This is a genomic window from Pseudomonas sp. RIT411 (assembly GCF_003057735.2).
Taxonomy (GTDB): domain Bacteria; phylum Pseudomonadota; class Gammaproteobacteria; order Pseudomonadales; family Pseudomonadaceae; genus Chryseomonas; species Chryseomonas oryzihabitans.
Window position 1 is genome coordinate 225,268 of sequence record NZ_QBIZ02000002.1, and the last position, 17,989, is coordinate 243,256.

General features: G+C 67.0%; 17 protein-coding genes. 8 read left to right on the forward strand and 9 right to left on the reverse strand.

Translation table 11 applies throughout. The features are described from left to right. Positions 1 to 31: 31 nt before the first annotated feature. Positions 32 to 937 carry a LysR substrate-binding domain-containing protein gene (locus DBY63_RS03755; RefSeq protein ID WP_108581292.1) on the reverse strand — a complete coding sequence of 302 codons (906 nt, stop codon included), beginning with the start codon at positions 935 to 937 and terminating at the stop codon, positions 32 to 34. 101 nt (positions 938 to 1,038) lie between these two features. Here DBY63_RS03755 and DBY63_RS03760 point away from each other — a divergent pair, with 101 nt between their 5' ends. The 8 genes from DBY63_RS03760 (at position 1,039) to rpoS (ending at position 8,185) form a co-directional block, all read left to right on the forward strand. Next, complete coding sequence (locus DBY63_RS03760) at positions 1,039 to 2,151, forward strand: S-(hydroxymethyl)glutathione dehydrogenase/class III alcohol dehydrogenase (RefSeq protein WP_108581293.1); 1,113 nt, start codon at positions 1,039 to 1,041, stop codon at positions 2,149 to 2,151. A gap of 39 nt (positions 2,152 to 2,190) precedes the next feature. After that, positions 2,191 to 3,045 carry an S-formylglutathione hydrolase gene (fghA, locus tag DBY63_RS03765; protein WP_169886937.1) on the forward strand — a complete coding sequence of 285 codons (855 nt, stop codon included), beginning with the start codon at positions 2,191 to 2,193 and terminating at the stop codon, positions 3,043 to 3,045. Between the two features lie 66 nt (positions 3,046 to 3,111). Then, entirely contained in the window at positions 3,112 to 3,585 is a 474-nt protein-coding gene (ispF, locus tag DBY63_RS03770; protein WP_017639034.1) for a 2-C-methyl-D-erythritol 2,4-cyclodiphosphate synthase, read from the forward strand. Further along, positions 3,582 to 4,640, forward strand: coding sequence for a tRNA pseudouridine(13) synthase TruD (gene truD / locus DBY63_RS03775; protein ID WP_044341500.1), 1,059 nt, complete (start codon positions 3,582 to 3,584; stop codon positions 4,638 to 4,640). Before ispF ends, truD begins: the two co-directional genes overlap by 4 nt. Next, positions 4,628 to 5,383, forward strand: coding sequence for a 5'/3'-nucleotidase SurE (gene surE / locus DBY63_RS03780; protein ID WP_027597061.1), 756 nt, complete (start codon positions 4,628 to 4,630; stop codon positions 5,381 to 5,383). Before truD ends, surE begins: the two co-directional genes overlap by 13 nt. A 38-nt stretch (positions 5,384 to 5,421) precedes the next feature. Continuing rightward, a complete protein-coding gene (locus tag DBY63_RS03785; RefSeq protein WP_007159462.1) occupies positions 5,422 to 6,060 on the forward strand; it encodes a protein-L-isoaspartate(D-aspartate) O-methyltransferase in 639 nt (212 codons plus the stop codon). 170 nt (positions 6,061 to 6,230) lie between these two features. After that, complete coding sequence (locus DBY63_RS03790) at positions 6,231 to 7,082, forward strand: peptidoglycan DD-metalloendopeptidase family protein (RefSeq protein WP_108581294.1); 852 nt, start codon at positions 6,231 to 6,233, stop codon at positions 7,080 to 7,082. 110 nt (positions 7,083 to 7,192) lie between these two features. After that, a complete protein-coding gene (gene rpoS / locus DBY63_RS03795) occupies positions 7,193 to 8,185 on the forward strand; it encodes an RNA polymerase sigma factor RpoS (protein WP_007159460.1) in 993 nt (330 codons plus the stop codon). Positions 8,186 to 8,592: 407 nt separating this feature from the next. Here rpoS and fdxA read toward each other — a convergent pair whose 3' ends face one another. From fdxA to DBY63_RS03835, 8 genes are all read right to left on the reverse strand, one after another. Then, on the reverse strand, positions 8,593 to 8,916 hold the full coding sequence (gene fdxA, locus DBY63_RS03800; RefSeq protein ID WP_007159459.1) for a ferredoxin FdxA: 324 nt from the start codon (positions 8,914 to 8,916) through the stop codon (positions 8,593 to 8,595). Between the two features lie 68 nt (positions 8,917 to 8,984). After that, positions 8,985 to 11,561 (reverse strand): DNA mismatch repair protein MutS, encoded by a 2,577-nt coding sequence (gene mutS / locus DBY63_RS03805; RefSeq protein WP_108581295.1) that lies wholly within the window; start codon positions 11,559 to 11,561, stop codon positions 8,985 to 8,987. A 92-nt stretch (positions 11,562 to 11,653) separates the two neighbouring features. Further along, the gene (locus DBY63_RS03810; RefSeq protein ID WP_108581296.1) at positions 11,654 to 13,603 is read right to left on the reverse strand and encodes an ATP-binding protein; all 1,950 of its coding nucleotides are present in this window, start codon (positions 13,601 to 13,603) and stop codon (positions 11,654 to 11,656) included. Positions 13,604 to 13,667: 64 nt separating this feature from the next. Further along, a complete protein-coding gene (locus DBY63_RS03815; RefSeq protein WP_007159388.1) occupies positions 13,668 to 13,874 on the reverse strand; it encodes a hypothetical protein in 207 nt (68 codons plus the stop codon). A gap of 53 nt (positions 13,875 to 13,927) precedes the next feature. Then, on the reverse strand, positions 13,928 to 14,911 hold the full coding sequence (locus tag DBY63_RS03820; protein ID WP_108581297.1) for a D-glycerate dehydrogenase: 984 nt from the start codon (positions 14,909 to 14,911) through the stop codon (positions 13,928 to 13,930). A 14-nt stretch (positions 14,912 to 14,925) separates the two neighbouring features. After that, the gene (locus DBY63_RS03825) at positions 14,926 to 16,209 is read right to left on the reverse strand and encodes an MFS transporter (RefSeq protein ID WP_074583776.1); all 1,284 of its coding nucleotides are present in this window, start codon (positions 16,207 to 16,209) and stop codon (positions 14,926 to 14,928) included. Positions 16,210 to 16,246: 37 nt separating this feature from the next. Further along, positions 16,247 to 17,176, reverse strand: a complete 930-nt coding sequence (locus DBY63_RS03830; protein WP_027597055.1) for a sugar kinase — start codon at positions 17,174 to 17,176, stop codon at positions 16,247 to 16,249. Continuing rightward, positions 17,169 to 17,951, reverse strand: coding sequence for a TIM barrel protein (locus DBY63_RS03835; protein ID WP_108581298.1), 783 nt, complete (start codon positions 17,949 to 17,951; stop codon positions 17,169 to 17,171). Before DBY63_RS03835 ends, DBY63_RS03830 begins: the two co-directional genes overlap by 8 nt. Positions 17,952 to 17,989: the final 38 nt, after the last annotated feature.

Here is a 17,989-nt window from a genome sequence, read left to right on the forward strand (position 1 = left end):
CCGCTCGAAAGACCCGGTTCCTCCGCTGCGCTCAGCTTCCGGATGGGTGGCGAGCGCCTGGGCGCGGGGTGCTCAGGCCCTGTTTGAGGTGTTCCACCAGCAGGCGAATCTTCGGCGAGAGAAAGCGCCGCTGCGGGTAGAGCGCCCAGACCGCGCTGTTGGGCGGCTGGCGATTGTCCAGCAGGGCGCGCAGCTCGCCACGGGCCAGATGCGGCAGCACGTAGTAGTCCGGCAACTGGCACAGACCGAAGCCACGCAGGGCGGCGTCCAGCACCGCCTGGCCGCTGTTGCAGCGCCAGGAACCCTGGACCCGGTGCAGCACCTCGCGATCGTTTTCGCGAAAGCTCCAGATATCGCTGGTGCCCACCAGGCAGCGATGGCGCCCGAGTTCCGACAGGGTATGGGGTGCGCCGAAGCGCTCCAGGTAGCTGGGCGCGGCACACAAATAGAGCTCCCGCGGCGCCAGGCGGGTCGCTACCAGGCGTGAATCGGCCAGGCGCCCCAGGCGGATGGCCAGGTCGTAGCCTTCGTGCAGGAGATCGACGGTGCGATTGGTCAGGTCCAGTTCCAGGCTGACCTCGGGATAACGGGCGAGGAAGTCGTTGACCAGGGGCACGACGAAGCGCTCGCCATAGGTCACGGCGCAGGTCATGCGGATCAGCCCCTTGGGCTGGCTGGAGAGATCGCTGACCTCGCGCAGGGCTTCGTCGCGCGCCTCCTGCAGCCGGCGGCAGTGCTGCAGAAAGGTGTGGCCGGCTTCGGTGAGGGCGACGCTGCGGGTGCTGCGATAGAGCAGACGCGCCTGCAGCCGTTCTTCCAGTCGAGCCACCTGCCGGCTCACGTGAGAGGTCGAGGTGCCGAGCCGATCGGCGGCCTGGCCGAAGTGCAGGGTGCTCGCCACGGCGACGAATTCGTCGATGCCCTCCCAGCCCATGATTGTTTCCCTGTGGCAAAAATGAATTCCAGTATGCCCGATTGTTCCAGGAATTCTGGCGTCTAAACTGGTCCTCTCGTTTTTTCGCCCCTCTGGAGTCGACCATGATCAAGTCCCGCGCCGCCGTAGCCTTCGCGCCCAACGAGCCCCTCAAGATCGTCGAAGTGGACGTCGAGCCGCCCAAGGCCGGTGAGGTGCTCATCCGCATCGTCGCCACCGGTGTCTGCCACACCGATGCCTACACCCTCTCGGGTCAGGATTCCGAAGGGGTCTTTCCCTGCATCCTCGGTCACGAGGGCGGTGGCATCGTCGAGGCGGTGGGCGAGGGCGTGACCTCGGTCGCAGTGGGCGATCACGTCATCCCCCTGTACACCGCCGAATGCGGTCAGTGCAAATTCTGCAAATCCGGCAAGACCAACCTGTGCAGCTCGGTACGCGCCACCCAGGGCAAGGGCCTGATGCCCGACGGCACCACCCGTTTCTCCTACAACGGCGAGCCGATCTACCACTACATGGGTTGCTCCACCTTTTCCGAGTACACGGTGCTGCCGGAGGTCTCGGTGGCGAAGATCCCCCAGGAAGCGCCCCTGGAAAAGGTCTGCCTGCTGGGTTGTGGCGTGACCACCGGCATCGGCGCCGTGCTCAACACCGCCAAGGTGGAAGAGGGCGCCACCGTCGCCGTCTTCGGCCTGGGCGGCATCGGCCTGGCCGCCATCATCGGCGCCAAGATGGCCAAGGCCAGCCGCATCATCGCCATCGACATCAATCCGTCCAAGTTCGACATCGCCCGTGAACTGGGCGCCACCGACTTCATCAATCCCAAGGATCACCAGAAGCCGATCCAGGAGGTCGTCGTCGAGCTGACCGATGGCGGCGTCGACTACAGCTTCGAGTGCGTCGGCAACGTCAACCTGATGCGTGCGGCCCTGGAGTGCTGCCACAAGGGCTGGGGCGAGTCGGTGATCATCGGGGTGGCCGGGGCCGGCCAGGAAATCAGCACCCGCCCGTTCCAGCTGGTGACCGGTCGCGTCTGGCGCGGCAGCGCCTTCGGCGGCGTCAAGGGCCGCAGCGAGCTGCCCGGCTATGTGCGCAAGGCGCAGAGCGGCGAGATCCCGCTGGACACCTTCATCACCCACACCATGGGCCTGGAGCAGATCAACGAGGCCTTCGAGCTGATGCACGAAGGCAAGAGCATCCGCACCGTCGTCCACTACTGATCGCCAGGCGGGCGCCCAGGGGCGCCCCCTGTCCGGGAGATGACCATGAGTCTCGAACTGCTCTCCAGCAACAAGAGTTTCGGCGGCTGGCACAAGCGCTATCGCCATCGCGCCCGCAGTCTCGACTGCGACATGACCTTCGCCGTCTACCTGCCGCCCCAGGCGGAGGCGCGCAGCGACCTGCCGGTGCTCTACTGGCTGTCGGGGCTGACCTGCACCGACGAGAACTTCATGCAGAAGGCCGGTGCCCAGCGCCTGGCCGCCGAGCTGGGCCTGGTGCTGGTGGCGCCGGACACCAGTCCGCGCGGCGAAGGGGTGCCGGACGACCCCGAAAAAGCCTGGGATTTCGGTCTGGGGGCGGGTTTCTACGTCAACGCCACCCAGCAGCCCTGGGCTCGGCACTACCGCATGCACGACTATGTGGTGGAAGAATTGCCGGCGTTGATCGAGGCCAACTTCCCGGTCTCGGATCGTCGTGGCGTCAGCGGTCACTCCATGGGCGGCCACGGTGCCCTGATCTGCGCCTTGCGGCATCCCGGTCGTTATCGCTCGGTGTCGGCCTTTTCCCCCATCGTCAATCCGCTGGATTGTCCCTGGGGGCACAAGGCGTTCTCCAACTACCTGGGCGAGGACCGCAGCACCTGGGCCGAGTGGGACGCCTGTGCACTGCTGGCCAAGGCCGAGGAGCGCCTGCCGCTGCTGATCGACCAGGGCGAGCAGGACAGCTTCCTCGCCGAACAGCTCAAGCCCCAGGCGCTGCAGCGCGCGGCGGAAGCCGTGGGGCATCCGCTGGAACTGCGTCTGCAACCGGGGTATGACCACAGCTATTTCTTCGTCGCCAGCTTCATCGACGATCATCTGCGGCATCACGCGGCGGCGCTCACGGCCCCCTGAGGGCGACGGGAGCTGTCCCCAGCCGGTAGAATCGACGCCCTGTCAGTCTCAAGGGCGTCTCTCTTCATGCGCATAGGTCACGGTTTCGACGTTCACGCCTTTGGCGAGGGCGACTTCATTACCCTCGGTGGCATTCGTATTCCCCACCACCATGGCCTGGTCGCCCACTCCGATGGCGACGTGCTGCTGCATGCCCTGGCCGATGCCCTGCTGGGCGCGGCCGCCCTGGGCGACATCGGCAAGCATTTCCCCGATACCGATCCGCGCTTCAAGGGCGCCGACAGTCGGGTGCTGCTGCGTCATGTGGTCGGCCTGGTCCGCGAGCAGGGCTGGCAGGTCGGTAACGTCGACGGCACCATCGCCGCCCAGGCGCCCAAGATGGCGCCGCACATCGAAGCCATGCGCCAGGCCATCGCCGAGGATCTGCAGGTCGAGCTGGGTCAGGTCAACGTCAAGGCCACCACCACCGAACGCCTGGGTTTCGTCGGGCGCGAAGAGGGCATCGCCGTACACGCCGTGGCCCTCCTGCTGCCGCTATGACCGAAGACCAGCTGCTCGGGCCGCGCGCCCATGGCGAGCCCTGCGGCCAGGCGATCCTCAAGGCCAGTGCCGAGGACTTCCAGGTGGACGAGGTGCTGGACATCCCGCTCAGCGGTGATGGCGAGCACCTCTGGCTGTGGGTCGAGAAGCGCGGCCTCAACACCGAGGAAGCGGTGCGCCGCCTGGCGCGCGCCGCCGGGGTGCCGCAGCGGGCGATCAGCTATGCCGGTCTCAAGGATCGCCAGGCCCTGACCCGCCAGTGGTTCAGCCTGCACCTGCCCGGCAAGGCCGACCCGGATCTCGCGGCCGCCTGCGACGAGACGCTGGTGATCCTCCAGCAGGGTCGCCACCGCCGCAAGCTGCAGCGCGGCGCCCATGCCGCCAACGGCTTCCGCCTGCGGCTGACTGGGCTCCAGGCCGATCCGGTGGCGCTGGAGGCGCGGCTGCAGGCCATCGCCGCCGCTGGCGTGCCCAATTATTTCGGTCCGCAGCGCTTCGGCTATCAGGGTGGCAACCTGGCGGACGCTCAGCAGTGCGCCCGCGAGCAGCGCCTGCCCGAGCAGCGCAATCGGCGCTCGCGCACCCTGTCCGCCGCGCGCAGCTGGCTGTTCAATCAGGTGCTGGCCGGGCGCATCGCCGATGGCTCCTGGAAGCGGGCGCAGGAGGGCGATCTGCTGGCCTTCACCGACAGCCGCAGCCACTTTCCGGCCACCGCCGCCGATCTGACCGATCCGCGCCTGGCGGCGCTCGATCTGCACCCCACCGGCCCCCTGTGGGGCGCCGGCGAGTCGCCGGTGCAGGGGCCGGCCGCAGACCTGGAGCGGCAGGTCGCAGAGGCCGCCGGAGAGCTGCCCGCCTGGCTGGCCGGTGCCGGCCTCTCGCATGAACGGCGCATCCTGCGCCTCCCCATCGGCGGCCTGACGTGGCATTATCCCGCTCCTGACATTCTGCAACTCGAATTCGTCCTGCCGGCCGGCTGTTTCGCCACCGCAGTGGTTCGCGAGCTGGTAACGCTTGGCGAGGCAGGGCAGACGGAACATCCATGCGACTTCTGATCGCCAACGACGATGGGGTGCTGGCCCCCGGTATCGCCGCGCTGCATGCCGCGCTCTCCGCCCGTGCGGACTACGAGTGCCAGGTAGTCGCGCCGCTCTATGACATGAGCGGTGTGAGCAGTGCCCTGACGCTGGACCGCCCCCTGCATCCGCAGCGCCTGCCCAATGGCTACCTGGGCGTCAACGGCACGCCTACCGATTGCGTTCACCTCGGCCTCAATGGCCTGCTGGAAGAGACGCCGGACATGGTGGTGGCCGGCATCAACCTGGGTGCCAACCTGGGCGACGACGTCCTCTATTCCGGCACCGTGGCCGCGGCCATGGAAGGACGGTTCCTCGATCGTCCGGCGCTGGCCTTCTCGCTGGTGTCGCGCAGTGCCGACAACATGGCGGTGGCGGCCGAGATCGCCGCCCGCATCGTGGCCCTGCACGAACGCTTCGATCTGCCGCCGCGCACCGTGCTCAACGTCAACATCCCGGATCTGCCGCTCGAGCAGATCAAGGGCCTGCAGCTGACCCGCCTGGGGCACCGGGCCCAGGCCAAGCCGCCGGTACGCGAGATCAATCCGCGCGGCAAGGCCGGTTACTGGATCTCGGTTTCCGGCGATGCGGTGGATGGCGGACCGGGTACCGACTTCCACGCCGTGCTGGAAGGCTATGTCTCGGTGACGCCGCTGCAGTTCGATCGCACCTTCCGCGAGGGCTTCGCCGGCCTGTCGGCGCTGACGGAGCTGCTGGCATGACTCAGGGGCAAGAGCATATGCAAAGACACGGCATCGGCATGACCTCCCAGCGCACCCGGGAGCGGCTCATCCAGCGCCTCTACGAAGAGGGGCTGTCCAACGCCCAGGTGCTGGAGGTGATCCGCCGTACGCCGCGTCACCTGTTCGTCGACGAGGCCCTGGCCCATCGCGCCTACGAAGACACGGCGTTGCCCATCGGTCACAACCAGACCATCTCCCAGCCGTTCATGGTGGCGCGCATGACCGAGCTGCTGCTCGCCGGCGGGCCGCTGGACAAGGTCATGGAGATCGGCACTGGTTCCGGCTACCAGACCGCCATCCTGGCGCAGACCGTGGAGCGGGTGTTTTCCGTGGAGCGTATCCAGTCGCTGCAGGATCGGGCCAAGGAGCGTCTGCTCGAACTCAACCTGCGCAACGTGGTGTTCCGCTGGGGCGATGGCTGGGAAGGCTGGCCGGCACTGGCACCCTACAACGGCATCATCGTCACCGCCGCCGCGCGGGAAGTGCCGCAGGCGCTGCTCGACCAGCTGGCCCCTGGCGGTCGCCTGGTGATCCCGGTAGGCGTCGACGAGGAGCAGAAGCTCCTGCTGATCGTGCGCGAGGCCGAAGGCTTCGTCCGCCACGAACTCAACGCCGTCCGTTTCGTGCCCCTGCTCAACGGACCTCTGGCCCAGTGAGAGACAGGGAACGTTACCCCGGTACCGCGCTCCAAGGCTGCCTGACGGCAGCGGCCGCTTGAGGCCGGCAGGATGGCCGGACGGTAGATGATCAGACTCTGCGGGAGGAACGGGTGAAGGCCCGAGCGCAAGGATTTCCAGGACGAGGGCGTTCAAGCTGGCTGGCGACGTTGCTCGTGGCCCTGCTGCTGACGGGTTGTTCGAGCAACGGCTCGCGAGCGCCGGTGGTCGACCGCGGTGATGGCCGCAGCAGCGTGCCCCAGGTCACCTCCGGCCAGTATCGCGTCAAGCGCGGAGACACCCTGTTTTCCATCGCCTCGCGCAACGGCTGGGAATGGCGCGCCCTGGCGGCCCAGAACGGCCTCGCCGCGCCCTATGTCATCCATGTCGGCCAGGTGATCCGCTTCGGCAATGGCGGCAGCGCCACGGGTTCCAGTCGCATCATTCGCCGGCCGGCCACGGGCTCGGCCACCCCTGTCGCTTCCGCGCCGGCACCCGGCAATCCGGTGGCGACCCCGGTACCCATTCCGCCGCCCGTGACCTCCAGTCCCACCGCCGCCACCCCGGTGGTGACCCCGAATCTGCCTGCGGCACCGCCACCGACGCCGGTGACACCTGCCCAGACGCCGACCCGTGACGTCCCCCAATCCGCCGCCGGTTGGGCCTGGCCGACGAAAGGTACGTTGATCAGTCGCTTCTCGGCCAGCAGCAGCCTAAACAAGGGAATAGACATCGCCGGCCAGGAAGGTCAGCCCGTGATGGCCGCCGCCGATGGCACCGTGGTCTATGCGGGAAATGGTCTACGGGGTTATGGTGAACTGGTTATCGTCAAACACAGCGAAACCTACGTCAGTGCCTACGGTCACAATCGTAGGTTGCTGGTTCGGGAAGGTGAGCGTGTCAAGATAGGGCAGACGATTGCCGAGATGGGTTCGACCGGGACCGACCGCGTCAAGCTCCATTTCGAGATTCGCCGTCAGGGCAAGCCGGTGGATCCCTTGCAGTTTTTGCCCAATCGCTGATTCGCTAGGCGCCGACTCGATCCCGCAGCTCTTTGGGGGCGAGTCATGGCGCATCGGCAACGTATCGATACGCCCTGGCTCGAAGCACAGACGAGCAAGGGTTACTCAAGATGATCCAGAACAAACAAGAAACCGAGTACGATCTCGGCGACGATGTCCTGCTTCTCGATTCCAATCCCTTCGGTGAGGAATCCGCCGATACCGCCATGACCAAGGCCCTGTCCGGGCGCGGCAACCAGGTCCTGCGCGGTGCCAAGCTGGCCGACTATGGCCGTGCACTCGACGCCACTCAGCTCTATCTCAACGAAATCGGCTTCTCGCCACTGCTGTCACCGGCAGAAGAGGTGCATTTCGCCCGTCTCGCGCAGCGCGGCGATCCCGCCGGTCGCAAGCGCATGATCGAAAGCAACCTGCGTCTGGTGGTCAAGATCGCCCGGCGCTACATCAACCGTGGCCTGTCGCTGCTCGATCTGATCGAAGAGGGCAACCTGGGCCTCATCCGCGCGGTGGAGAAATTCGATCCAGAGCGGGGCTTCAGATTCTCCACCTATGCCACCTGGTGGATCCGGCAGACCATCGAGCGGGCGATCATGAATCAGACCCGCACCATTCGCCTGCCAATCCATGTGGTCAAGGAGCTCAATCTGCACCTGCGCGCCGCGCGGGAGCTGACCCAGAAGCTCGATCACGAGCCTTCCCCCGAGGAAATTGCCGCTCTGCTGGAAAAGCCGGTGGCAGACGTGAAGCGGGTGATGGGCCTCAACGAGCGGATCAGCTCGGTGGACATGGTCCTCGGCCCCGACTCCGACAAGACCCTGCTCGATACCCTGACCGATGACCGTCCCACCGATCCCTGCGAACTGCTGCAGGATTCGGATCTCAACCAGAGCATCGACCAGTGGCTGCTGGAGTTGCCGGAAAAGCAGCGCGAAGTGGTGATCCGGCGCTTCGGGCTGCGCGGTCACGAAGCCTGCACCCTGGAAGAGGTAGGGCAGGAGATAGGCCTTACCCGCGAGCGGGTCCGGCAGATCCAGGTCGAGGCGCTCAAGCGGTTGCGGGAAATCTTCGAACGCAACGGCCTGTCCAGTGATTCGCTGTTCTGATCGCGCCTAGCTGAATGTCAGCCAAACGGAGCCCGGATTTTTCCGGGCTTTTTTCTGCGTGTTCTTGTAAGCCAGGGCTTACAGGCTGCGTAAGCCTGTATCGCTTGGAGCTGCCAGAAAGCATCGCTTGATCAGCGCGGGAAGACGCCAAGTGCCTGCTACATAACGTTTTTCTGTTTCCGGTCGAAGCGCGAGGCGAGATCGAAAGGTGCGCTATGGCAGATTGCCAGCCTGCGGGAGAAGCGTACTATCGGCGCTGTGTCTGGGACGACACGGATCGGCAGGATGCGGATCAGGACCACCTCAGGACGAGGTTCACCAGGACGGTGGCAGGATTACAGGGACAGGGACGAAGGGGGCGGAGCGATCCGCCCCCTTTTTTATTGCCTGGAAATTCCAGGCAAGGCCTAGCGTTCGAGCTGGGGGAGCTTGTTGGGCTTGCCATCCCACTCGGCGGCGTCAGGCAGGGCGTCCTTCTTCTCGGTGATGTTCGGCCAGATGTTGGCCAGTTCACTGTTGAGTTCGATGAAGGCTTCCTGGCCGGCCGGCACCTCGTCTTCCGAGAAGATCGCCTGGGCCGGGCATTCGGGTTCGCACAGGGCGCAGTCGATGCACTCGTCCGGGTGGATCACCAGGAAGTTGGGGCCTTCGTAGAAGCAGTCCACCGGGCAGACTTCCACGCAGTCGGTATATTTGCATTTGATGCAGTTGTCAGTGACGACGAAGGTCATCTGCTCGTTCTCCTCAGGCTAAGGCGGCGGATTCTAGCAGCATTGCCGGAACCCTCGTATCCGTTAACTCAGATACGCTTTTTCCATTCGTAGATAAGCTCCAGGGCCCGTCTGGGTGTGATGTCGTCCGGCTGCAGGCGTTCCAGTTCCTCGATGAGAGGATGGGCGGCGCTGGCGAACAGATCGGCCTGTAGCGGACGATCCTTGGCTGGCGCGCTCACCGGCAGCGGCGTACCTACCTCACCGTTGAAACTGGCCGCTTCCAGGCGGGCGAGATGCTCGCGCGCGCGCAGGATGACGTCTTCCGGAACTCCGGCCAACTGCGCCACGGCCAGGCCGTAGCTCTGGCTGGCCGGGCCGGGCAGCACATGGTGCAGGAAGACGATGCGGTCATTGTGCTCGGTGGCGTTGAGGTGGACGTTGGCCACGCTCGGCTGGCCGTCCGGCAGCACGGTCAGCTCGAAGTAGTGGGTGGCGAACAGCGTCCAGGCGCGCAGTCGCGCCAGTTGCTCGGCGGCGGCCCAGGCCAGCGACAGGCCGTCGAAGGTGCTGGTACCGCGACCGACCTCGTCCATCAGCACCAGGCTGTGTTCGCTGGCGTTGTGCAGGATGTTGGCGGTCTCGCTCATCTCCACCATGAAGGTGGAACGGCCGCCGGCCAGGTCGTCGCTGGAACCGATGCGGGTAAAGATGCGATCCACCAGCGACAGCTCGCAACTGGCCGCCGGGACGAAGCTGCCGACATGGGCCAGGAGCACGATCAGCGCGGTCTGGCGCATGTAGGTGGACTTGCCGCCCATGTTCGGACCGGTGATCACCAGCATGCGGGTGTCGTTGTCCAGGGTGACGTCGTTGGCGACAAAGGGCGTTTCCAGCACCTGTTCCACCACCGGGTGGCGCCCCTGGCCGATCTTCAGGCAGGGCTCCTCGACGAAGCGCGGCTTGTTCAGGTCCAGGTTGAGAGCGCGCTCGGCGAAGTTGGCCAGGACGTCCAGTTCGGCCAGGGCGGCGGCGCTGTCCTGCAACGGCGCCAGGTGGCCGATGAGCTCGTCGAGCAGGGCTTCGTAGAGCGCCTTTTCCCGCGCCAGGGCGCGACTCTGGGCCGACAGCGCCTTGTCTTCGAAGGCCTTAAGCTCCGGGGTGATGAAGCGCTCGGCGCCCTTGAGGGTCTGGCGGCGGATGTAGTCGGCCGGGGCCGATTCGGCCTGGCGGCTGGGGATCTCGATGAAGTAGCCGTGGACGCGGTTGTAGCCGACCTTGAGGCCCTGCAGGCCGGTGCGGGCCTTTTCCCGGGCCTCCAGGTCCATGAGGAACTGGCCGGCGTTCTCGCTCAGGGTCTGCAACTCGTCCAGCTCGCTGTCGTAGCCGCGCTTGATGACGCCGCCATCGCGGATCACCGCGGGCGGATTGTCGATGATGGCGCGGGCCAGGGTAGCGGCCAGCTCCGGATAGGTCTGGATGCTCCGGGCCAGGTCGAGCAGGTGCGGGGCGATCATCTGCGTCAGCCCCTCCTGCAGCATTGGCAACGCGGCCAGGGCATCGCGCAGGCGGGCGAGATCCCGCGGACGGGCGTTGCGCAGGCCGATGCGGGCGAGGATGCGTTCCAGGTCGCCGATGTCCTTGAGCTGCGGTTGCAGCGACTCGAAGCGATAGCCTTCCAGCAGGCAGGTGATGGCGTCCTGGCGGGCTTCGATGATGGCGCGATTGCGCAACGGGCGATTCAGCCAGCGGGTCAGCAGGCGACTGCCCATGGCGGTCTGACAGCGGTCCACCACCGATTGCAGGGTGTTATCGCGACCGCCGGCCAGGTTGACGTCCAGTTCCAGGTTGCGGCGGCTGGCGCCGTCGAGGATGACGGTGTCGTCCAGGCGCTCGTGGCGGAGGCTGCGCAGGTGTGGCAGGGCGGTGCGCTGGGTTTCCTTGGCATAGGCCAGCAGGCAGCCGGCGGCGCCGAGGGCCAGGCCCAGCTTGTCGCAACCGAAGCCCTTGAGGTCACCGGTGCCGAATTGCTGGCAGAGGCTCTTGAGCGCCGAATCGCAGTCGAAATCCCAGGGCGCCCGGCGACGTACGCCGCGGCGCTTCTCGGCGGGCAGGCCGGCGGGCCAGTCGTCGGGGATCAGCAGCTCGGCGGGATTGAGACGGTCCAGCTCCGCCAGCAGGGTTTCCCAGCCGGCCAGTTCCTGGACGGTGAAGCGACCACTGGCGATGTCCAGCACGGCCAGGCCGAACAGGCGTTCGTCGCCCAGCACCGCGGTCAGCAGGTTGTCGCGGCGCTCGTCGAGCAGCGCCTCGTCGCTGACGGTGCCGGGGGTGATGATGCGCACCACCTGGCGTTCCACCGGGCCCTTGCTGGTGGCCGGGTCGCCGATCTGCTCGCAGATCACCACGGATTCGCCGAGCTTGACCAGCTTGGCCAGGTAGCCTTCGGCGGAATGGAAGGGGATGCCGGCCATGGGGATGGACTTGCCGGCCGAGGCGCCACGGGCGGTCAGGGTGATGTCGAGCAACTTGGCGGCACGCCGGGCGTCGTCATAGAACAGCTCGTAGAAATCGCCCATGCGATAGAACAGCAGCTGTTCGGGATGCTGATGCTTGATCTTGAGGTACTGCTGCATCATGGGCGTGTGCGCGGAGAGGTCGCTCATGCGGGTGTTTCGATCCGGTTGCCTGTGGATAGCCGCGTATTGTCCATCAACTGGCGGCGTTTGTCGGCCCCGCTCGGCTCAGGGCAGCGGCATCAGGCCTGCGGCCGTTGTTCGCGGGCAGCCAGCAGCAGATCGATCTGGGTCATGAGCCTTTCCAGGGTAAAGGGCTTGGCCAGCACCTCGACGCCGGGGACCGGCAGGGGCTGACCGGGCAGGTCCGCCTCGGCGTAGCCGGTGATCAGCAGGGTCATCAGGCCGGGGCGGCGTTCACGGGCCAGGGCGGCGAGCTGGCAGCCGCTCAGCCCGCCTGGCAGGCCGACATCGGCGATCAGCAGGTCCAGCGGCGTATCCGATTCCAGCACCTGCAGGGCGGTGGCGGCATCGGTCGCCTCCAGGGTGCGGATACGGTGTTCGCGCAGGGCCTCGTCCACGAGCGTCCGCACCAGGGGTTCGTCGTCCACCACCAGTACCGTCATGCCAGTGGGATAGCGCATTGGTGAGGTGCGCAGCGTCTCGATCGACGGCGGCGGGGCGTCCACCAGGCGCGGCAGATAGAGGGTGACGGTGGTGCCCCGCTCGGGTGCCGAGACGATATGGGCGACGCCGCCGGACTGTTTGGCGAAGCCATAGATCATCGACAGACCGAGGCCGGTGCCCATGCCCACCGGCTTGGTGGTGAAGAAGGGATCGAAGGCGCGCGCCAGAACCTCGGGCGGCATGCCGGTACCGGTATCGAGCACCGCCAGGGTCACATAGTCGCCAGGCGGCAATTCCAGGGCGGCAGCCTGGGCGTCGTTGAGCCGGCGATTGGCGGTGACGATGCGCAGCGTCCCACCCTCGGGCATGGCATCCCGAGCGTTGATGCACAGGTTGAGCAGGGCGTTCTCCAGCTGGTGGGGATCGCACAGGGTGGGATTCAACGCCTCGGCCAGTTCGATGTGGATCTCGACCTGGGGACCGACCGAGCGGCGGATCAGTTCTTCCATGCCCAGCACCAGGGCGTTGGTCTGGGTGGCGGTGGGGTCCAGCGCCTGGCGGCGGGAAAAGGCGAGCAGGCGGTGAGTCAGGGCCGCGGCGCGTTCGGCGGCGCCCTTGGCGCCCGTGGCATAGCGTTCGAGATCGGTGTAGCGGCCCTGGGCGAGTCTCAGGCTGAGCATGTCGAGACTGCCGATCACGCCGGTCAGCAGGTTGTTGAAGTCATGGGCGATGCCGCCGGTCAGCTGGCCCACGGCCTCCATCTTCTGACTCTGGCGCAACTGTTCCTCGGTCTGGCGCAGGGCTTCCTGCTGCTCGCGGATGGCCGTCACCTCGCGTACCGCGGAATAGATGAGGCCATCCTGGAAGACCGAATTCCACGACAGCCAGCGATAGCCGCCTTCGCGATGCCGATAGCGATTCTCGAAGCCGAACACGGGTTCGCCAAGCGTCAGGCGTTCCAGCGCCGCCTCGGTGCGGGCGCGATCCTCGACGTGGACGAAGGCCATGAAGGGTTCGTGGCGCAGTTGCTCTGCGCTCCAGCCCAGGGTGCTGGTCCAGGCCGGATTGAGGTCCAGCAGCTGGCCTTCGAGGGTGGCCGTGCAGAGCAGGTCGGGGCTGGCCTGCCAGATCAGGTCCCGCTGCCGGGTGCGCAGGGCCACTTCTTCGCCGAGATTGCCGGCGAAGCGATGGAGGGACTCCAGGCTGCGGCGCTGGGCCGCGCAGACCATGGCCATGATGACGTTGACCAGCACGAACAGCGCATGGGACACCCAGCGTTCGGAGAACAACGCGAAATAGGCCGGGGCCTTGACGAAGAGGGTCTCGGCCAGCAGTACCGACAGCAGGGTGGCGAAGATCCCGGGACCGAGGCCGAACCAGAAGGCCCCGGCCATGATGAAGGGAATGAACAGCAGATAGGGCAGGCTGTCGATCCCCAGGCTCAGGCGAATGCCGGCCGCGACGGCGATGAGCAGGGTCGCGCCCAGATAGCGCAAGGGGGCAGGGGCGTCCCGCGGGGCCAGCTTGAGCAACCGGCCGAGCAGGATGTAAGGGGCGATGGGCACTGGCGCTAGACCTCGGGACGCGGGTCCGTCACGGTAGCGAAAGGCTGCACGAGCGGCAGGCCGATCAGGTGCCCTCGTGCCGCTCGAATTCCTCGACGGCACGCGCTACCTCGGCATTGTCCGCCGCCGTGCTGCGGGCCTGGCGCTCGAAGGCGGTGGCCAGTTCGTTGACCAGCTGCAGCAGGCGCGGGATGTCGCCGCTGCGCTCGGCATCGGCGGCCTGCTCGCGCACGCGGTTGACGAAGGCTTGGGGATCGTCGAAGGCGGTCATGGGGCATTCTCCGTGGGGATGATACTTGTCTGACCACAAATGACGGCCAAGGCTCACTCGCGCCGCTGCCAGACCTCGGGATTCACCAGATTCGCCGGTCGTTGACCGCCCAGGGCGGCCAGCAGATTGTCCACCGCGCAGTGGGCCATGGCTTCACGCGTCTCCCGGGTCGCCGAGCCCAGGTGCGGCGTAGGCACCACGTTGGGCAGTTGCAGCAGGGGCGAGTCCGCTGCCACGGGTTCCTGATCGAAGACATCCAGGCCGGCGCCGCGCAGGCGGCCTTCCTGCAAGGCCGTGATCAACGCGGCCTCGTCGATCACCGGTCCGCGCGAGACGTTGATCAGGATGGCGTGGGCCGGTAGCCGCGCGAGCTCGGCGGCGCCCAGCAGGTGATGGGTCTCCTCGCTCAGGGGCACGGTGACGCAGAGGAAGTCGCAGCTCGCCAGCAACTCGGGCAGCGGCAGGAAGCGCGCGCCGAAGCGCTCGTCCACCTCGGGCTTGGCGGCGTGGGCGGTGTAGTTGACCTGCATGCCGAAACCCAGGTGGGCGCGGCGAGCGATGGCCTGGCCGATGCGGCCCATGCCCACCAGCCCCAGGGTCTTGCCATGGACGTCGCAACCGAAGTGCGCCTCGCCCAGACTGGCTTGCCACTGGCCGGCGCGCACCCAGTCGGCCAGCTCGACGATGCGCCGCGCGGTGGCGAGCAGCAGGGCGAAGGCGGCGTCGGCCACGCTTTCGGTCAGGACATCCGGGGTGTTGCAGAGCAGGATGCCGCGCCGCTGCAGATAGGGCAGGTCATAGCTGTCGAAGCCGACCGAGACGCTGGCGATGGCTTCCAGCCGGGGCGCCAGGTCCAGCAACTCGGGCGTCAGCTTGAAGCTGGAGCCGAGCAGGCCCTGGGCCTCGGGCAGACGCTCGCGCAGCCGGGCTTCGCCGCCCGGCGCCTTGACGTCGACGTATTCCAGGTCGAAGGCCTCTTCCAGGCGCGCGGTGAGCGCCGGGGACAGGGCCTTGTAGTGGATCACCTTCTTTTTCATGGACAGCGTTTCCTCTAGTGACTGGTGGCGGGCTTGAGCGCCGCGGCGCGGGCGACCGGCTCCTGGCGCAGCAGCAGGGTCAGGACCACGGCCACCAGCAGGGCGCCACCCATGAAGCCGAAGGACGCCCCGGGACCGCCGGTCACGCCATTGAGATAGCCCACCAGGTAGGAGCCGGCAAAGGAGCCCAGGGCACCCATGCTGTTGATCAGCGCCATGGCGCCACCGGCGACGTTGCCGGGGAGGATTTCCGGGACGATGGCGAAGAAGGGGCCATAGGGGGCGTACATGCAGGCACCGGCCACCACCAGCAGGGCATAGGACCACCAGAAGTGCTGGGTGCCGAGGGCGAAGGAGCCGAGGAAGGCCAGGGCGGCGATCAGCAGCGGCGGCCAGACGAACAGCTTGCGATTCTGCAGGCGATCCGAGGCCCAGGACACCCCGACCATGGCCAGCACGGCGGCGAGGTAGGGCAGCGAGGACAGCCAGCCGGCCTGGACGATGTCCAGTTGGGCACCCTTGCGCAGGATCGAGGGCAGCCAGATGACGAAGCCATAGACGCCAATGCTCCAGCAGAAGTACTGCAGCGACAGCAGGATGACCTTGGGCGAGCGGAAGGCTTCGGCGTAGTTCTTGACCGGCTTCATGCCCTGCTGCTCGGCCTTCAGGGCTTCTTCCAGGCGGGCCTTCTCGGCCTGATCGAGCCACTTGGCGTCCTTGGGGCGCTCGTCGGCGATCCGCCACCAGATAAAGGCCCAGATCACCGCCGGCAGGCCTTCGATGATGAACATCCAGCGCCAGTCCAGGGCATGGATCAGATAACCCGAGACCACCGACATCCAGAGGATGGTCACCGGATTGCCGAGGATCAGGAAGGTGTTGGCCCGGGAGCGCTCGCGCTTGGTGAACCAGTGGCAGAGATAGACCAGCATCGCCGGCATCACCGCGGCTTCCACCACACCGAGCAGGAAGCGGATGGCGATCAGCAGGGTGACGTTGGGCACCATGCCGGTCAGGGTCGCCAGGCCGCCCCAGCCGATCAGGCTCCAGAAGATCAGCCGCTTGACGCTGCGCTTCTCGGCGTAGATGGCGCCAGGCACCTGGAAGAAGAAATAGCCGAGAAAGAACAGGGCGCCGAGCAGCGACGACATCGCCGGGGTGATGCCCAGGTCGTCGGCCATGCCCGAGGCGGCGGCGAAGCCGTAGTTGGCCCGATCGAGATAGGCCAGGCTGTAGGTGATGAAGACCACCGGCATCAGATACCACCAGCGGCGTGGAGCGAGAGAAGAGGCGTTCATGGGGTCACCTGCTTGATTGTTCTTGTAGGGGTGTAGATCAGGGTAGTTCGTGACGGTAGGGCAGTCCTTCCATGTCGCCGACCACCTGCACGGCGCGGGCGCCGATCCAGTTGCCACGGGCGACGGCGGTAGCGACGTCGAGACCGTCGAGCAGGGCGCTTACGAAGCCGGTGGCGAAGCCATCGCCGGCGCCGACGGTGTCGACCACTTCGGCCACGGGCACACCGGGGACCTCGCCCTCGGCGTCGGGCGTGCGCCAGTAGCCGCCCTCGGGGCCGAGCTTGATGGCCACGGCCTTGGCGCCACGGTCGAGGTAGAAGGCGGCGATGTCCGCCGGGGTGTCGTAGCCGGTCAGCAGGCGGCCCTCGGCCAGGCCGGGCAGCACCCAGTCGGCCAGGGCGGCGAGGTCGTTGAGTTCACGGCGCATCTGGTCTTCGCTGTCCCACAGCGACGGCCGCAGATTGGGATCGAAGGAGATGCTGCGGCCGGCGTCGCGCATGGCCTGCAGCAGGTGCCGGCTGAAGGCGCGGGCGCTGGGCGACAGCGCTGGCGGGATACCGGTGGCATGCAGGTGACGCGCCTGGAGCAGGCTGGGGTCGAAGTCTTCCTCGATGTTGAGGTGGCTGGCCGCCGAGCCGCGGCGGAAGTACTCGACCACCGGATCGCTGCCATCGGTGGCGCGAGACTTGAGCTGAAAGCCGGTGGGGTGCCGGGGATCGATCCTGAGGCGGCGGCAGTCCAGCCCCTCGGCTTCGAGGCTGGCGCGCACGAAGCGGCCAAAGGAGTCATCGCCGACCCGCGACAGCCAGGTGACCTTGAAGCCCAGGCGGCTCAGGCCGATGGCCACGTTGTTGTCGGCGCCGGCGATGCGCTTGCCGAACTGGCCGACCGTGGCCAGCTCGCCCGGTGTCTCGGCGACGAACATGGTCATGGTTTCGCCAAAGGCGAGGATGTCGATGTCAGCCATGCCGGCGCGCCTCCTGAACTTGAGCATCCAGGGTGCGCAACGCCGCCACCTGGCGACGGGTCTCGGCCAGCAGATCCGCACCCATCAGGGGAAATTCGATGGCCCGCCGCAGGCCGCTGGGGAAGTGCGTCATCAGCCCCTGCCAGGCCAGCAGGTCCGCGGCCTCCGGCGGCACAGCATGCAGGCCGCCGGCACGCCGGCGCACCGCCTTGCAATGCAGGTAACGGACGTCCGGGCCGAGCAGGCGGGCGGCCTGCAGCGGGTCTTCGTCCTGCCAGCGCCAGTTGCCGACATCGAAGGTCAGTCCCACCGGCAGCTGCGCTGCCCGCGCCGCTTGGATGAAGGCGCGCAGCGGTTCGATCCGACCACCCTGGGCGGTCTGGTCGTTTTCCACCAGCAGTTGAGGGCCCGCGTCGGTCAGCAGGGGGGCGAGCGCCGCCAGATCGGCTGCGGCGCGATAGTGCCCGAGGGACACCTTGAGCGTGTCGGCGCCCAGCAGGCGGGCCTCGGCGAGGGCGGCGGGGAGGCGCGGCGAGAGCGCGGCGTCGGTCTCGGGCCAGAGCTCCAGGGGGACGGAATAGACGCAGCCCAGGCCGGCGGCCCGGATGGCGGCGCCCAGGGCCGCGAAGTCGGAGGCCTCGGTAAAGAGTTCGGCGCGGATCTCCACATGGGAGGCTCCCGCAGCGGCGATCAGATCGAGCCAGGCGGCCTGACCCTGGGCTCGGACCCCGTCGGCGCCAAAGGCCGAGGTGGTGATGGCGATCTCCGGTGGCATTGTTGTTCTCCTGAAACCGGTTTCAAAGAAAGACGGGC

Excerpts from the sequence above, each read along its gene's own strand:
- DBY63_RS03815 (WP_007159388.1), bottom strand. The coding sequence starts at position 13,874 with ATGACCGCCTTCGACGATCCCCAAGCCTTCGTCAACCGCGTGCGCGAG.
- DBY63_RS03820 (WP_108581297.1), bottom strand. The coding sequence starts at position 14,911 with ATGAAAAAGAAGGTGATCCACTACAAGGCCCTGTCCCCGGCGCTCACC.
- mutS (WP_108581295.1), bottom strand. The coding sequence starts at position 11,561 with ATGAGCGACCTCTCCGCGCACACGCCCATGATGCAGCAGTACCTCAAG.
- DBY63_RS03830 (WP_027597055.1), bottom strand. The coding sequence starts at position 17,176 with ATGGCTGACATCGACATCCTCGCCTTTGGCGAAACCATGACCATGTTC.
- rpoS (WP_007159460.1), top strand. The coding sequence starts at position 7,193 with ATGATCCAGAACAAACAAGAAACCGAGTACGATCTCGGCGACGATGTC.
- fghA (WP_169886937.1), top strand. The coding sequence starts at position 2,191 with ATGACCATGAGTCTCGAACTGCTCTCCAGCAACAAGAGTTTCGGCGGC.
- DBY63_RS03825 (WP_074583776.1), bottom strand. The coding sequence starts at position 16,209 with ATGAACGCCTCTTCTCTCGCTCCACGCCGCTGGTGGTATCTGATGCCG.
- ispF (WP_017639034.1), top strand. The coding sequence starts at position 3,112 with ATGCGCATAGGTCACGGTTTCGACGTTCACGCCTTTGGCGAGGGCGAC.
- DBY63_RS03835 (WP_108581298.1), bottom strand. The coding sequence starts at position 17,951 with ATGCCACCGGAGATCGCCATCACCACCTCGGCCTTTGGCGCCGACGGG.
- truD (WP_044341500.1), top strand. The coding sequence starts at position 3,582 with ATGACCGAAGACCAGCTGCTCGGGCCGCGCGCCCATGGCGAGCCCTGC.
- fdxA (WP_007159459.1), bottom strand. The coding sequence starts at position 8,916 with ATGACCTTCGTCGTCACTGACAACTGCATCAAATGCAAATATACCGAC.
- surE (WP_027597061.1), top strand. The coding sequence starts at position 4,628 with ATGCGACTTCTGATCGCCAACGACGATGGGGTGCTGGCCCCCGGTATC.
- DBY63_RS03760 (WP_108581293.1), top strand. The coding sequence starts at position 1,039 with ATGATCAAGTCCCGCGCCGCCGTAGCCTTCGCGCCCAACGAGCCCCTC.
- DBY63_RS03785 (WP_007159462.1), top strand. The coding sequence starts at position 5,422 with ATGACCTCCCAGCGCACCCGGGAGCGGCTCATCCAGCGCCTCTACGAA.